This window comes from Streptomyces speibonae, assembly GCF_984686075.1.
In genome coordinates this window covers 8,237,148-8,251,877 of the sequence record NZ_OZ480260.1, presented here as the reverse complement: position 1 = coordinate 8,251,877, position 14,730 = coordinate 8,237,148, and the positions used below count along the sequence as shown (strand labels likewise).

The following is a 14,730-nucleotide window of genomic DNA, read 5'->3' as shown; positions in this document are numbered from 1 at the left end:
ACCTGTCAAGCCAAGGAAAGGGGTTAGGCATGGTGTCGGCTGCGGCGTCAGGCGGCCAGCTGCCGCAACAGGTCGGACGAGTCGTGCAGCGCCGTCATCTGTACGAAGCGGCCGCCCTTGACCTTGTAGATGGCGTACTCGGTGATCTCGAAAGAGACGCCGGAGGGAGGAACGCCGAGCCACTCCTTGACCGGGGTGCCGGTGTTGACCGCCCGCACGGCGATCCGGTCCCGGTCGAACAGCAGCTCCTTGACCTCCCAGTGGAGGTCCGGCACGGCGTCGATGTCGTGCTTCTGGACCGCGATCACGTCGTCGCGGGTGCCCGGATCGCCGTTCAGCACCACGTCATCGGCGATGAACTCGTCCATGCCGTCGAACTCATGGGCGTTGAGCGCCGCCACATAGCGCAGGTACCAGTCCTTGAGGCCGGAGTCGGTCATCGGGATCTCCTTATGGTCAACGGTCCCCGTGCGGGGACCGAGGGGAGCAGCGGGGCCGGTGCCCCGCTCGACTCGCCGACGACGCTAGGAACGCAGACAGCGACGGCCCAGAACCTTCCCGGACCTGAGGACCGCGAGTACCACGCGGCCTGCGGGCGGGTCCGGTGTCAGTCGCCGTACTGGAGTGGGCGGTAGGCCTTGTACTCGCTGCCCGCCTTCAGGCCGTACGTCACCGTGCGGTGGCTGGTGCCGTACGTGCTGCGCTGTTCGTAGGCCGTGTAGGAGCGGTGGGCGGCGTCGTTCCACTTCTCGAAGATGACGACGTGCCGGGTGTTCCTGTCGCCGATGGCGTCGATGACGAGGTCGCCGGGCTTCAGCTCGTTCATGGCGATGGGGCGGGTGTGCCTGCGGTCCGCCAGCCCCTTGGTGTTGGTGCCGGGGGCGGGCAGGCCCAGCGCCATGGAGGCGTACCCGGAGCAGTCCTGCCGGTAGCCGTCGCTCCAGTGGTCCCCCTGGGAGTAGGGCACCGGGCGCCCGTTGTTCGCCGTGAGCCAGATCGCGGCGCGCTCCAGGGTCCGCTGCCGTGAGGCGGGCTGGGGATCGGGGTTCCAGGCCTGCACGGGGACGCCCGGCAGCCGGTCCTCGGGGATGTCCACCGCGACGACGGTGAGGAAGCCGGTGACGGGCCGGGTGATGTGGGCCATGAAGGCGGAGCAGGCGCTGCCCTCGCAGACCCGGCGGCCGGTGTCGACCTGGTAGTCGGCCGTGATCCGGTCCTGGCCGGCGGCGGTGCGGTTGATCAGGCCGACGGAGGGCGAGCCGATGTCGGGCGTGGCGTGGACGACCCAGCGTGTCCCCCAGGTGGGGAAGGACGCGGCGGCCTGCCCGGGCGTGGCGCCGCTGGGCGCCGGTGCCGCGGCCGCCGCGCGGTCGGGCGCCGCGACTCCGCCCGCGGCGAGGCAGGTCAGGGCGAGCGCCGGCAGCAGTCGGCGCAGTGTCGTGGAGCGCCGGGAGGTGTGGTGGGTGAAGGCGGACGTGGACATGGTGGTGTTCCTTTCGTGCGGGAGAGGACTTCTGACGGGACGGCAGCGCGTGGGGGTCGTCGTCCCAGGCCGAACGGCCGTCGGGCTCCGTCCCCACGGGTCGTCGGCGCCGGGCCCGGTCAGCCGAGTTGCCGGGGCCCGTCCCCACGGGTCGGGTGAGGACGGGCACCCGGTGCTGCGGGCGGCGACGTGCGCGGACCGGGCCGCGCACGTCGGTGCCCGTGTGGTGCCTGCCGCTGTCAGCAGGCCGGACTTCAGCAGGCCGGCTTGATCCGGTCCACCTTGCGGCCGAAGAGGTAGTCCGAGCTGTGGTCGCCCGGGTTGACCTCGCGCCTCTCACCCGGCTGCGGCGGCGGCGCGTCCTCGAAGCAGCCCCTGGCCGTGGAGACGAACGAGGCGACCTTGTCGGCGAGCCCGTGCGGGCCGAGGAAGACATTGCCCTGGTCCGGGCTCCAGTCGTAGCGCGTGCCCTGGTAGTGGGGCTCCGACCACACGCAGATCCTGTTGGGCGCGCAGTACGGCAGGGCGGCCGCCTCGGCGGTGCCCGTGGCCGATTCGACCGTCGTCGCCCGGTGCCGGGCCGCCGGCGTCTCCGCGTGCGTGGAGCCGGCCGCGGCCAGGGTGACGGTGGTCAGGGCGACCGAGGCGAGCAGCGCCCCGATCGCGCGCTTGCGCATCGACACGGGGTTCCTCATGGGATTCCTCATTTCCGTTCGTTGTCCGGTCCTGATGGCCGGACCTGATGCACCGTTTGTAGCCGCTAATCTGTTGTTCAGGTCCGGTCGGCCGACGGTGAACAAACGGATGCCGAACAATCCGGCGGGCCGTGGGGAAAGGGGCGGTGCGTGCCACGGGGAGAGATTCCTCTGGACCCGGACGGCGGTCCTCTGTTCGAATTCGCGGCGCGTTTACGGAAACTGCGGGAGGAGGCCGGCCGTCCCACCTACCGGGACCTCGCACAGCGGGCGCACTACGGGATCGCGACGCTGTCCTCGGCCGCGGCGGGACGTCAGCTCCCCAGCCTGGCCGTCACTCTCGCCTATGTGCGCGCGTGCGGGGGTGACGAGCGGGAATGGAAGGTGATCTGGCAGCGGACGGCCGATGCGTGCAGCGGTGCGGACGCGTCGGCCGGGGACGGAACGGAGCAGGGGAACAAGGGCGGCGCCAAGCCTCCTTATGCCGGTCTGTTCGCCTTCGGGGAGGCCGATGCCGGATTCTTCTTCGGGCGCGAGAAACTCACCGGGGCCCTTGTCGAACATCTGAAGGAAAAGCGGCTTCTCGTCTTGTTCGGGGCGTCCGGGTCCGGTAAGTCGTCGGTGCTGCGCGCCGGGGTGATTCCCGCCTTTCCCGAGGGTTCCGCTCTGGTTTTCACACCGGGTGCGCACCCGCTGGAGGAATGCGGGTCACGGCTGGCGGCCCGCGCCGGCTGTGCGCCCGCCCCGGTACACGCCGGACTCGCGGCGGAGCCGGACGCCTTCCACCGGATGGTGCGGCGGGTCCTCGCCGGGCGGCAGGACCCCGGCCCCGGGCCCGAGGAACTGCTCGTGGTCGTCGATCAGTTCGAGGAAGTGTTCACCCTCTGCCGCGACGTGCGGGAGCGGGAGCGGTTCGTCGCGGCTCTCGTGCACGCCGCGCAGGCGCCCGACAGCCGCGCGCGCGTCGCCCTCGCCGTACGGTCCGACTTCTACACGCACTGCACCCGGCTGCCCCAGCTCGCCGAAGCCCTGCCCCGTGCCCACCACTCCGTCGGTCCGATGACCGCCGAGGAGCTGCGGGCCGTGATCGTGCGCCCCGCCGCCCGCTGCCGGCTCACCGTGGAGAGTGCGCTGCTGACCGCCCTCACGGCCGACGCCCACGGCAGGCCCGGGGCGCTGCCCCTGCTGTCGCACGCCCTGCTGGAGACCTGGAAGCGGCGGCGGGGCAACGCGCTCACGCTGACCGGTTACCGCACGGCGGGCGGCTTCGAGGGCGCGCTCACCCAGACCGCCGAAGAGCTGTACGCAGCCTTGGGCGAGTCCGGGAAGGAGGTCGCGCGGCGGCTGTTCGTGCGGCTCGTCGCGCTGGGCGAGGGCACCGAGGACACCAAGCGCCGTGTGCCGCGCCGGGAACTCGACAACGGCCCCGACACCCGGTTCGTACTCGAACAGGCGACCAGGGCGAGGCTGCTGACCGCCGACGGGGACCATGTGGAGATCGCCCACGAGGCGCTGATCCGGTGCTGGCCCCGGCTCGCCGGCTGGCTGGAGGAGGACCGCGGCCAGGAGCGCCTGCACCGTGCCCTCACCGAGGCGACGGCGCTCTGGGAGTCGATGGACCACGACCCGGACACCGTCTACCGCGGGGCGCGCCTCGCCGCCGCGAGGGAGCTTCCGCCGCAGGTGCTGACCGCCCGGGAGCGTGCCTTCCTCGACGCCGGTGAAGCGGCCGCCCGGCAGGAACAGCAGCGGGACCGCGACCGGCTGCGCCGTCTGCGCCGTCTGGCCGGGGCGCTGGTCGTGCTGCTGGTCTGCGCGGTGACCGCCGCCGGTTTCGCCGTACGGGCGCAGGAGACCGTCACGCGGCAGCGCAACGAGGCCGTGGCGCTGCGGGCCGCCGCCGAGTCCGTGCGGCTCAGTCAGCACAGTCCGTCCCTGGCGGTGCAGATCGCCCTCGCCGCGTATCAGCAGTCCCCGCAGGGCCGTACCCGGGACGCCCTGCTCAGCACGCTGTCCGTGGCGTCGGCGGGTTCCGGGACGCTCGGGTCCCGGCCGGCCGGGCAGGCACCCGCCGAGCACACCCCTGCCGGGCACGCACCGGCGCTGACGGCCGACGGCCGCACCCTGGCCATGGCCGACGGTTCGCGCGTCGTCCTGTGGGACATGAGCGATCCGCTGCTGCCCCGCCGGCTCGGCTCCCTCGACGCGGACGGCGTCACCCTCAACGCGATCGAGTTCACCGGGGACGGTGCCAAGCTGGCCGGGACGGGCGTCGACCGCGTGCTGCGGCTGTGGGACGTGACGGATCCGCGCAGTCCGGTCCTGCTGGCGGAACGGCCCACGGGTCACACCGGCCCGCTCTACTCGATCGCCGTGCGCCGCGACGGCCACATCGCCGCCACCAGCAGCTACGACGACACCGTCCGTCTGTGGGACATCGCCGACCCGGCCCGCCCCCGGCTCCTGGACACGCTCACCGGGCACGAGGGCAACGTCAAACCCGTGGCCTTCAGTCCCGACGGGAGGACCCTGGCCTCGGGCGCCGACGACGGCGACGTCCGCGTCTGGGACGTGACCGACCCGCGCCACGCCTCCCCCGTCACCGTCCTCGAGGGCCATCGCCACTTCGTGGACGCGCTCGCCTTCAGCCCGGACGGCCGTACGCTGCTGAGCGGCAGCGACGACCGTACGGCGAAGCTGTGGGACATCAGCGCCCTTCCCCGGCACCGGGAACTGGGCGAGCTGGCCGCACACACCGACATCGTCACCGGCGTGGCCTTCGCCCCGCACGGCCGCACGGCGGTGACCGTCGGCGTGGACAGCTCGGTGCACGTCTGGGACGTGACCGACCGCGCGCGCCCCGCCCACCTGGCCCACCTCACCAACCCGCGCGGGACGGTGAAGGAGGTGCGCCCCCTCGCGGCGGACGGGACGTTCCTCACCGTGACGGCCCACTACAGCGTCCAGATCTGGTACACCGACCTGGACCGGGCGCTCGCCGACGCCTGCGACCGCGTCCGGACCGCCATCGACCGCGACGCATGGTCCCGCCACTTCCCCCGCCTCGACTACGCCCCGCCGTGTCCGCGCCGCACCTGAGGTCGGCGCGCCGGTCGCTGATACTGGACAAATGGGCAAACTTCGGCAATACGCCCCGAAGCGTCGACGGGGCGAACGGGTACCGCCGAAGGCCGGGACGGCGCAAGCCGGCCCTCAGGCACGTCGCCGTTCCGCCGACCGGCATCTGTCGTCCCTGCTGAGGCCGCGCAGCGTCGCCGGTCAGGTCTTCCTGCTGCAACTGGCGGTCGTACTGCTGCTCATCGCGACGGCGGTGGTGGCACTCGTGATCCAGGACCGCAACACCGTGCTCCAGGAGGCCGGCGACCGGTCGCTGGTGGTGGCCGAGTCCTTCGCGAGAGCACCGGGCACCGCGGAGGCGATGCGCAGCGACGACCCGACCGCGGCGCTCCAGCCCCATGCCGAGGAGGTACGCAAGGAGACCGGTGTCGACTACGTCGTGGCGCTGAGTCCGTACGGCTTCCGCTGGACCCACCCCGACCCGGAGCAGATCGGGAAGCACGTCTCCGCCTCGTACGGCGAGGCGCTCGAGGGTGAGCCCTACCAGACCACGTTCGACAGCAGCCTGGGGAAGGCCGTCGACTCGACGGTGGCGGTCTTCGACCGGGAGGGGACCGCGGTCGGCCTGGTCACGGTGGGGGTCACGGTGGACAAGGTGACCAGTGTGGTGGACCACCAGCTACCGGTGATCTTCGCCGCCGGCGGTGTCGCACTGCTGCTGGCCGCGGGCGGGTCGGCCCTGGTCAGCGGGCGTCTGCGGCGGCAGACCCGGGGGTTGCTGCCGGTGGAGATGACCCGGATGTACGAGCATCACGACGCGGTGCTGCACGCGGTCCGCGAGGGCGTGCTCATCCTGGACGGGGACGGAAGGCTGCTGCTGGCCAACGACGAGGCACGCCGGCTGCTCGTCCTGCCGGAGCAGGCCGAGGGCGGGCCGGTCACCGCGCTCGGGCTGAGCCCGGCCCTGGTCGGGCTGCTGACGTCGGGCCGGGCGGTCACGGACAAGGTGTTCCTCGCCGGGGACCTCCTGCTCGCGGTCAGTCTGCGGCCGGTGGGCCCGAAGGGAGGCGTCGTGGCCACCCTGCGGGACACCACGGAGCTGCGCGCCCTCGCGGGCCGGGCGGAGGTGGCGGGCGGGCGCCTGCAACTGCTGTACGAGGCCAGCACGCGGATCGGCACCACCCTGGACATGAAGCGCACCGCCGAGGAGCTGACCGAGGTGGCGGTGCCGCGCTTCGCCGACTTCGCCACGGTCGAACTGGTCGAGCCGGTACTGGAGGGCGGGGAACCGACGGGGGCGCGCATGGAGATGCGCCGCATCGCCTCCGGAGGGATCCGGGACGAGGCGCCCCTCAACCCCGTCGGGACGACGCTGCACTACGTGCCCGACAGTCCCGTGTCCGTGGGGATGACCACCGGCCGGCCGGTCCTGGTGCCGCACCTGGCCATGGCCGACGAGTGGCGCGCCCAGGACCCGGAGCAGACACGGAAGGTCATCGAGTACGGGATCCACTCCATGATCTCGGTGCCGCTCCAGGCGCGCGGCCAGTTGCTGGGCGTGGTGGAGTTCTGGCGCTCGGAGCAGGACCCCTTCGAGACGGACGACCTCTCCCCCGCCGAGGAACTCGCCGCCCGGGCGGCGGTGTGCATCGACAACGCGCGCCGCTACACCCGCGAGCACACCACGGCGGTCACCCTCCAGCGCAGCCTGCTGCCCGGCACGCTCCCCGAACTGTCCGCCCTGGAGGTCGGGCACCGGTACCTTCCCGCTCAGGCGGGCGTGGGCGGCGACTGGTACGACGTCATCGCGCTGCCGGGGGCCCGGGCGGCCCTGGTGGTCGGCGACGTCGTCGGGCACGGGCTGCACGCCGCGGCGACGATGGGCCGGCTGAGGACCGCGGTGCACAACTTCGCCTCCCTGGACCTGTCGCCGGACGAACTCCTCGCGCATCTGGACGACCTGATCGCCCGGATCGACCAGGACGCGGCGGCCGAGGGGAACACCGAGACCGTCACCGGCGCCACCTGCCTGTACGCCGTCTACGACCCGGTGTCCGGGCGGTGTGTGCTGGCCCGGGCGGGCCATCCGGGGCCGGCGCTGGTGACCCCGGACGGCACGGTGACCTTCCCCGACATCCCCGTGGCCCCGCCGCTCGGCGTGGGAGGAGGGCTGCCGGTGGAGACCGCCGAACTGCGGCTGGCCGCCGGCAGCCGGCTGGTGCTCTACACCGACGGGCTGGTCGAGGCCCGGGGCCGGGACATCGACGTCGGGCTCGGCATGCTGAGGGAGGCGCTGGCCCGTACGGACGGCGCCACCCCGGACGAGACCTGCCGGGCGGTGCTGGACGCGATGCTGCGCGTCGGGGCCAGCGACGACATCGCCCTGCTCGTCGCCCGCACCCGGCTGCTCGACCCGGGGCAGGTCGGTGAGTGGGAGGTGCCGGAGGACCCCGCCGCCGTGTCCCGGATCCGCGCCGAGGCCAGCGAGATGCTGGAGTCGTGGGGGCTCGGCGAGGTGGCCTTCACGACGGAGCTGATCCTCAGCGAACTGGTCACGAACGCCATCCGCTACGGAGCGAGCCCCATCGGCCTGCGGCTGCTGCGCGACGGCGACAGTCTGATCTGCGAGGTCAGCGACGGCACGAGTACCTCTCCGCACCTGCGCCGCGCGGCCACCACCGACGAAGGGGGCCGCGGCCTGTTCCTCGTGGCGCAGCTGTCACGCCGCTGGGGCACCCGGTACACCGACCGAGGCAAGATCATCTGGGCCGAGCAGTCGCTCGACTCCGGCGACCCCGAGGACCTGGGCGAACTGCTGATGGCGGACCTGTGAGGCGGTGCGGGCCCCGGGGAGTCGTGTGCGCGGTCAGGAGCCGTCGTCGACCTCGAGGTACGGAATCTTGACGGGGTCCTGACCGAAGGCCGCCCCGAGGTAGACGGCCGACAGTTTGGTGAGCGTCCCGTCGTCGATCAGCTGCCGGATGACGCGGTCCAGCTCCTCCCTCTCGGCCGAACCCTTCGGATACAGGGCGCCGTAGCTCTGGCCGGTCCGGTACTGGCCCACGAGGCGCACCTTGTCCTCCATCTTCTGCGGATACGCCAGCAGGATCGTCGTGTCGTGGATGACCGCGTCGATCCGCCCCTCCTCCAGCGCCTCGACCATGTCCGGGTCATTGGCGAACGCGGTCACGGGCCGGAACGGCCTGATGCGGTTCTCGACGAACTCCTCGCCCGTGGTGCCCTCGGCCACTCCGATGCGGGCGCCGCGGATGTTGTTCTCGTCGATGTCCTCGCCGTCCCTGATCAGCAGTCCCAGGGTGGAGGAGAGGTAGGGCGGGGAGAAGTCGGCGACCTTCTTCCGTTCCGGGGTGATCGTGATCTGCGCCAGGGCCAGGTCGAAGTCGTCGGTGCGGCCGGACACGACGTCCGGGAAGGGGGCGTTCTTCACCGCCACCCGGTCGAGACCGGACCGGTAGGCGATGTTGGCCGCCATGCAGTACTCGTAGCCGCTCCTGACGGAGTCCGGTGTGTCACCGTTCCACCAGCCGGGCGCGGGCAGGGTCGTCTTGACCGTAAGGGTGCCCGGTGTCTCGGGCGACAGGTCGAACTCCCCGTAGGTCCCGGAGACCGGGCAGTCACCGTACTTGACGTCCGACGACTGCGAATCCCCCTGGTCGCAGGCCGAGGCGACGAGGACGAGCGCCATGCTGACAGCCGTGGAGACGATGGCTGCCGCGGCGCGCATCATTGCACCTCCGGTAGGGACACACTCCTTGAGTCACCATAAATCATCCCGAACCGTACGGCTGCCGGAGCCGCAGGGCACGGCCGGGCGGCGCGGGAACCGGCCTGCGCACCCCCGGACGGGGGCCCGGTGCTCCGCTCCGGTGACAGTCGCGGGGCGGTCGGGCGCGGCCCCACGACGGACGGCCCGGGGCCTGCTGGGGTGTCTCAGGACCGCGTATGACGATCTGAGGAGTGACGCCGTGCCCTCACAGGGTTCCGACCTCTCGTACACCGTGCCGGGACTGAGCAGGCAGGACAGCAGCCGGATCGTGGAGTTGCTGCAGACCCGCCTGCACGCGCTCAACGATCTTCATCTGACGTTGAAGCACATCCACTGGAACGTCGTCGGCCCGCACTTCATCGCGGTCCACGAGATGCTCGACCCGCAGGTCGATCAGGTGCGGTCGATGACCGACGACCTCGCCGAGCGGATCTCCACCCTGGGCGGCGAGCCCAAGGGAACGCCCGGTGCGCTGGTCGCCGAGCGCTCGTGGGACGACTACTCCATCGGCCTGGCCGAGGCCATCGAGCATCTCGGGGCCCTGGACCTCGTCTACACGGGCGTGATCAAGGATCACCGCGAGGCCATGCAGGCCACCGAGGCGTCCGACCCGGTCACCCAGGACATGCTCATCGAGCAGCTGCGGGGGCTGGAGCTGTTCCAGTGGTTCGTGCGCGCGCACCTGGAGTCCACCGGAGGCAGGCTCAGCACCCGGGGCGCCACCTCGGAGAGCGACGCCGCCGAGCGGGCCGCCGACCAGGCGCGCGACCAGCCCTGACCGGGCCGGGGGGCGGTCAGCGGAAGTCGTCGGGGACGATGCGGAGCTTGTCCGCGATACGGGTGAGGGCCTTCTGGTCGGTGGTGCTGAGCGCGTCGAGCACGATCTGCCGTACCGCGCGCAGATGCGTGGGCGCCGCCCGGTCGACGACATCGAAGCCGGTGTCGGTGAGCGCGGCGAGCGTGTAGCGGCCGTCGGCCGGGTCGGGTGACCGCTTGATCCAGCCCCGCTGTTCACAGCGTTTGACGACGTTGGACAGGCGGGAGAGCGAACCACTGGCGAGGAAGGCGAGCTCCCCCATCCGCAGGGTGCGCCGCGGCGCCTCGGAGAGGTGGCTGAGCACGAGGTACTCGAACAGGGTGAGGCCGTGTTCCTGGCGCAGCGGCGACTCCAGCTTGCCGGGCAGCAGCAGGACGAGGGAGATCAGCCCCGTCCACGCGGCCTTCTCCTGTTCGTCGAGCCACTGCACCTCCTCGTCGCCCTCGTGTTCACCCTTGCCGTTCATGGCCTCTCCCTTGCTGCTCATGACCTCACCCGTGCTGCTCATGGATCGTCCCCGTCGCTTCCGCGGAAACCCGCCATGACTTTGCGCTTGAAGTGATCGCTTGTTAGCCTCACTTTACGCGTGAAGTCATTCAAGGGCGACACGCACCCCCATGCACGGGAAGAGGAACATCATGAGCACGGTCACTTTCGGTATCGCCCCGGGCTCCGGCGAGAAGCTGCACCAGGCCCTCGGCTACAGCGGGGCCGTCCGGGTCGGCGACCGGGTCGAGACCTCCGGCCAGGCCGGGGTGGACGACGACCTGGTCGTCCCCGACTCCCTCGAGGACGAGATCGTCCTCGCCTTCGACAACGTCGAGCGCACCCTCGCCACGGTCGGCGCGACGTGGAAGGACGTGATCCACGTGAACTCCTACCACAAGGTCGCTCCGGGGGACGACGCCATCGGCGAGAACCACAACCGGGTCATGGCCGAGCAGTTCCGCCGTCGCCTGGGCGGACGCGCGCCGATCTGGACCGAGACCGGAGTCACGGTCCTCGGCCTCGCCGACATGCGTGTGGAGATACGCGTCACCGCCGTGGTCGGCTCGGGGAACTGAAGCCCGCCGTACCGGCGGACGTCCTCACGAACGCGGCAGATGCAGCGACGTGTCCGTCCGCTCCACCTCGGTGTCGTCGGTGAGGACGCCGGCCGCCGACGCCCCGCCGAGGAGCGCCGTGACGAGCACCGCGGCCACCGCGAGCACCCAACGAGTCCGCCGGCGGCCGGAGTTCCGTGTCACGGCCGGGGGCTCGGCGGGCGGCGGCCCTCCCCCGGCGAGGGTCAGCCGCGCGTCCAGCCACGCCTCCGCCTCCTCCTCCCCCACCCCGCAGGCGGCGACGAACGCGGCGACCAGCTCCTCGCGGGGCAGCCGGTCCCGGCCGAGCATGGTCGCCGCCGTGGAGTAGGGCAGGTGGTGACCCGCCCGCGCCGCGCGGCGTTCCAGTTGGCGGTAGCTGAGACCCGACCACGCCTTCAGGCGTCGGAGCGCCGCCACGAAGGCGGCCGCGTCGGTGTCCGGCGGTGCGGGCGGTGCTGTGGTCATCGCGGTTCCCCCTGTTGACCTGGACGTACACGGTCTCGCACACGTCCGAACCCCATAGCCGCTTGAGGAGCGGCGAGAGGGGCGGTCAACCTCCTGACGGATTCCCGGGCTTGGAGGTCATGTGCGTACCACTGTGTTCCGTCGCCGCCCTCACCGCCGCCGCACGGCGGTGTCGCAGTGGACGCCGTCGAGTCCGGTGACCCGGTCGGCGAAGGCGTCCCGCACCTCCATCCTGGCCTCCAGCTCCATGCCGAGTTCCACGAAGAACGCGATGGCCGCATCCAGGTCCTCGACGACGACGCCCACGTTGTGCATCTGCAGGATCGCCATGGCAGCGCACGCTACCGAACTCCCGTGATTTCAGGGTCATATGACCGCTTCGCTGCCCGTTCGGACAGTGCTCCCGGGCGGCCCCGGTCCCTCTATGCTTCTACTGGCTTGTAGAACACACGCACCTTCAAGGAGTGGACGCCACCATGGTGTTCAAACGACTGCTCGGCTCGCTCGGTGTGGGCGGCCCCACCGTCGACACGGTCCTCGACCCGGGCCCGGTCCGGCCCGGCGCGGCGCTCACCGGCCAGGTCCATCTCGAGGGCGGCAGCACCGCCTTCGACATCGAGCACATCACCCTGGAACTCGTCGCCCGGGTGGAGGTCGAGCACGAGGAGGGCGAGAGCCAGGGGGGTCTCGCCTTCGAGCGGTTCACCGTCGGGGGCGGCTTCCGCCTTGCCGAGGGCGAGCGGCACAGCGTGCCGTTCAGCGTGGTGCTGCCCTGGGAGACGCCGATGACCGAGCTGTACGGCCAGCAGCTGGGCATCGTCCTCGGTGTGCGCACCGAGCTGTCGGTGGCCGGCGCCCGGGACAAGGGCGACCTCGACCCGCTGGCCGTGGGCCCGCTGCCCGTGCAGGAGGCGATCCTGGAGGCGTTCGGTCAGCTCGGCTTCGGCTTCGCGTCGGCCGATCTGGAGTATGGGCGCATCGGCGGCACCGGGCAGCAGCTGCCCTTCTACCAGGAGATCGAGCTGACCCCGCCGCCGCGGTACGCGGACCGGATGCGGGAGATCGAGGTGACCTTCCTCGCGCACCCGGGCGGCATGGAGATCGTCCTGGAGGCCGACAAGCGCGGCGGCCCCTTCAGCGGCGGCCACGACGCGCTGACGACGATCACCGTCGGCCACGACGACTCCCGTGACTGGAACGCCGAGATCGACGAGTGGATGCACCGGCTGACCGAGCAGCGGGCCTCGCACGCGCACCACCACGGTTCCGGCCCCGGGGCGGGCGCCGCCCTCGCCGCGGGCGCGGCCGGACTGGCGGTCGGTGTCGCCGGCGGCATGGTCGCCGCCGAAGTCGTCGACGAGATCGGGGACTTCTTCGAAGGGGACGAGGAGGACGAGGGCTGACAGCCGGCCCTGTCGGTGGGGGCCCTCACGCCGTGGTGAGGGCCGCCCAGGCGCCGTCCGGCAGGCCGGACAGGCGTTCCCGCTCCGCCGTGTCGGGCAGGGGCGGTGAGCCTCTCTGCTGCGGAGGGCGGACGGTGGTCGTCATGCGGAGGCCGTGACGACGCTCCAGCCGCCGTCGACCAGGAGGTGCGAGCCGGTGATGAACGAGGCGTCGTCGCTGCCGAGGAAGGCGATGGCTGAGGCCACCTCCCCGGGCGTGCCGAAGTGGCGGGCCGCGGTCGCGGCGGCTCTGCGGTCGCGTTCGTCGGGCGGGACACTGTCCCACGCCGGTGTGCGGACCGGTCCCGGCAGGACGGCGTTGACGCGCACCTCCGGCCCGTACTCCACGGCGAGTTGTCCGCACAGGGAGAGCAGCGCCCCCTTGGAGGCGGCGTAGGCGGGGTGGCCGGGAATACCGGCGTGCGCCTGGACGGAGGAGGTCAGCACCACCGCGCCGCGTCGTTCGCGCAGGTCGGGCAGGACGGCGCGGAAACCTGAGGAAGCTGCCGGTGACATTGACGTCGAACTGCCGCTGCCAGGAGGCGGCGGTCAGCTCGTGGGCGGGCGCGACCTCCACGGCGCAGGCGTTGCCGACCAGGAGGTCCACCGGGCCGAAACGGTGGGCGGCAGTCACCACGCGATCCCAGTAGGCCTCGGCGGAGACGTCGGCGGGGACGAACGCCGCCCGGCCGCCGGCGCCGGTGATCCGGGCGGCGACGGCCTCGCCGGCCGCCGAGGCGACGTCGGCGAGTACCACGGCGGCTCCTTCCTGCGCGAGGCGCTCCGCCGTGGCGGCTCCGATGCCTGAGGCCGCTCCGGTCACCACCGCCGTACGGCCGTGGTAGCGGGCACCGGGACGTCGTGCGGGCTGGTCCATCGTGGGGCTCTGCTCCTTCGTGGTGTCGGGCTGTTGCGGGTCGTCGGCTGTCCCCGTGTACAGGGAACACATGCCGCCTGCGGGGTCCAGTCCCGTGCGGGCACTCACCGACCGTCACGCCCGCAAGATCCGGCACTACGCCGGCCTGCTGGAGGAGCACCTCGCTGCCCTCGGCGCGCCGCGGGCCACCGCCGTGCTCGCGGCCGAGACCGCTCTCGGCTGCTACCAAACGGCCTGGCGCCTCGCCGGAGACGACGCGGGCGCACTGGTCCGCAAGGTGGAACAGTCCTTCCGGACCCTTCTGGGCATCCAGCCGGCCGCGCCACCCGCGGGGCCGGCCGGTCGATGACGGCCGACCCCGCAGGACACCGCGCCCGGCTCGTTTCCGCTGCACCCTTTCGTCAGCGTTAGTCCCTTGTGCCACTTCCGCTTAGGGTGGGTAGAGGGACGAGACCCAGTACAGACGCCCCGACGACCGCGGAGGTGACCGTCATGGCCGAAACCGCGCACCGCTTCGACACGGAGGCGAAATCCCGGTCCGAGAACGAAACATCTCAGCGGGGGCGCAAGGGGGCCGCGACCCCGCCGGGTCAGCGCGGGACCACCACCGTGGCCGACGCCGTCGTCGCGAAGATCGCGGGCATGGCCGCCCGCGAGATCCCCGAGGTCCACAACCTCGGCGGCGGAGCGGCACGGGCGCTGGGCGCGGTACGTGAACGCGTGCCCGGTCGCGGAACCAGCGTCACCCAGGGAGTCGGCGTGGAGGTCGGCGAACGCCAGGCGGCCGTCGACCTGCAGGTGGTCATCGAGTACGGCGCGTCGATCACGGACACCGCCGGGGACGTCCGGGCCAATGTCGTCGAGGCCGTGGAGCGGATGACCGGTCTGGAAGTCGTGGAGGTGAACATCGCGGTGAACGATGTCCACCTGCCGGACGAGGAGGAGCCGGAGCAGGACGAGCGGCGCGTGGCCTGATCGGCCGCCCCCGCGCACGCCCCGGC

Annotated in this window: 13 protein-coding genes and 2 pseudogenes; 7 read left to right on the top strand and 8 right to left on the bottom strand. The window is 72.0% G+C overall.

Annotation, left to right across the window (positions count from 1 at the left end; genetic code table 11):
- Window positions 1-47: 47 nt before the first annotated feature.
- The 3 genes from AC5L3C_RS36850 to AC5L3C_RS36840 form a co-directional block, all read right to left on the bottom strand.
- A complete protein-coding gene (locus AC5L3C_RS36850; protein WP_125509796.1) occupies window positions 48-440 on the bottom strand; it encodes an ester cyclase in 393 nt (130 codons plus the stop codon).
- 167 nt (window positions 441-607) lie between these two features.
- A complete protein-coding gene (locus AC5L3C_RS36845) occupies window positions 608-1,483 on the bottom strand; it encodes a hypothetical protein (protein WP_493653504.1) in 876 nt (291 codons plus the stop codon).
- 254 nt (window positions 1,484-1,737) lie between these two features.
- A complete protein-coding gene (locus tag AC5L3C_RS36840) occupies window positions 1,738-2,178 on the bottom strand; it encodes a peptidase inhibitor family I36 protein (RefSeq protein ID WP_493653503.1) in 441 nt (146 codons plus the stop codon).
- Window positions 2,179-2,328: 150 nt separating this feature from the next.
- Here AC5L3C_RS36840 and AC5L3C_RS36835 point away from each other — a divergent pair, with 150 nt between their 5' ends.
- Window positions 2,329-5,277 carry an nSTAND1 domain-containing NTPase gene (locus AC5L3C_RS36835; RefSeq protein WP_493653502.1) on the top strand — a complete coding sequence of 983 codons (2,949 nt, stop codon included), beginning with the start codon at window positions 2,329-2,331 and terminating at the stop codon, window positions 5,275-5,277.
- A 31-nt stretch (window positions 5,278-5,308) separates the two neighbouring features.
- Window positions 5,309-8,089 carry a SpoIIE family protein phosphatase gene (locus AC5L3C_RS36830; protein WP_493653501.1) on the top strand — a complete coding sequence of 927 codons (2,781 nt, stop codon included), beginning with the start codon at window positions 5,309-5,311 and terminating at the stop codon, window positions 8,087-8,089.
- A 33-nt stretch (window positions 8,090-8,122) separates the two neighbouring features.
- On the opposite strand, the gene AC5L3C_RS36825 is transcribed toward AC5L3C_RS36830, so the two are convergent.
- Window positions 8,123-9,001: an ABC transporter substrate-binding protein gene (locus AC5L3C_RS36825; protein ID WP_493653500.1), complete on the bottom strand. Its 879-nt coding sequence runs from the start codon at window positions 8,999-9,001 to the stop codon at window positions 8,123-8,125.
- 241 nt (window positions 9,002-9,242) lie between these two features.
- Between AC5L3C_RS36825 and AC5L3C_RS36820 the strand changes: the two genes are divergently transcribed.
- Window positions 9,243-9,821, top strand: coding sequence for a Dps family protein (locus AC5L3C_RS36820; protein WP_493653499.1), 579 nt, complete (start codon window positions 9,243-9,245; stop codon window positions 9,819-9,821).
- Window positions 9,822-9,837: 16 nt separating this feature from the next.
- Here the strand turns inward: AC5L3C_RS36820 and AC5L3C_RS36815 are convergent, their stop codons facing one another.
- Window positions 9,838-10,347 (bottom strand): MarR family winged helix-turn-helix transcriptional regulator, encoded by a 510-nt coding sequence (locus AC5L3C_RS36815; protein ID WP_493654188.1) that lies wholly within the window; start codon window positions 10,345-10,347, stop codon window positions 9,838-9,840.
- A gap of 151 nt (window positions 10,348-10,498) precedes the next feature.
- On the opposite strand from AC5L3C_RS36815, the gene AC5L3C_RS36810 reads away from it, so the two are divergent.
- The gene (locus AC5L3C_RS36810; RefSeq protein WP_493653498.1) at window positions 10,499-10,924 is read left to right on the top strand and encodes a Rid family hydrolase; all 426 of its coding nucleotides are present in this window, start codon (window positions 10,499-10,501) and stop codon (window positions 10,922-10,924) included.
- A 24-nt stretch (window positions 10,925-10,948) separates the two neighbouring features.
- On the opposite strand, the gene AC5L3C_RS36805 is transcribed toward AC5L3C_RS36810, so the two are convergent.
- Entirely contained in the window at window positions 10,949-11,410 is a 462-nt protein-coding gene (locus AC5L3C_RS36805) for a hypothetical protein (RefSeq protein WP_493653497.1), read from the bottom strand.
- Window positions 11,411-11,566: 156 nt separating this feature from the next.
- A pseudogene (locus tag AC5L3C_RS36800) lies at window positions 11,567-11,740 on the bottom strand (VOC family protein); the annotation flags it as partial.
- 146 nt (window positions 11,741-11,886) lie between these two features.
- Between AC5L3C_RS36800 and AC5L3C_RS36795 the strand changes: the two are divergent.
- A complete protein-coding gene (locus tag AC5L3C_RS36795) occupies window positions 11,887-12,813 on the top strand; it encodes a sporulation protein (protein ID WP_493653496.1) in 927 nt (308 codons plus the stop codon).
- Window positions 12,814-12,954: 141 nt separating this feature from the next.
- Here AC5L3C_RS36795 and AC5L3C_RS36790 read toward each other — a convergent pair.
- Window positions 12,955-13,729 (bottom strand): annotated as a pseudogene (locus AC5L3C_RS36790) (SDR family NAD(P)-dependent oxidoreductase).
- A 94-nt stretch (window positions 13,730-13,823) separates the two neighbouring features.
- Between AC5L3C_RS36790 and AC5L3C_RS36785 the strand changes: the two are divergent.
- Window positions 13,824-14,078, top strand: a complete 255-nt coding sequence (locus AC5L3C_RS36785) for a hypothetical protein (protein ID WP_493653495.1) — start codon at window positions 13,824-13,826, stop codon at window positions 14,076-14,078.
- A gap of 143 nt (window positions 14,079-14,221) precedes the next feature.
- Complete coding sequence (locus AC5L3C_RS36780; protein WP_493653494.1) at window positions 14,222-14,704, top strand: Asp23/Gls24 family envelope stress response protein; 483 nt, start codon at window positions 14,222-14,224, stop codon at window positions 14,702-14,704.
- Window positions 14,705-14,730: the final 26 nt, after the last annotated feature.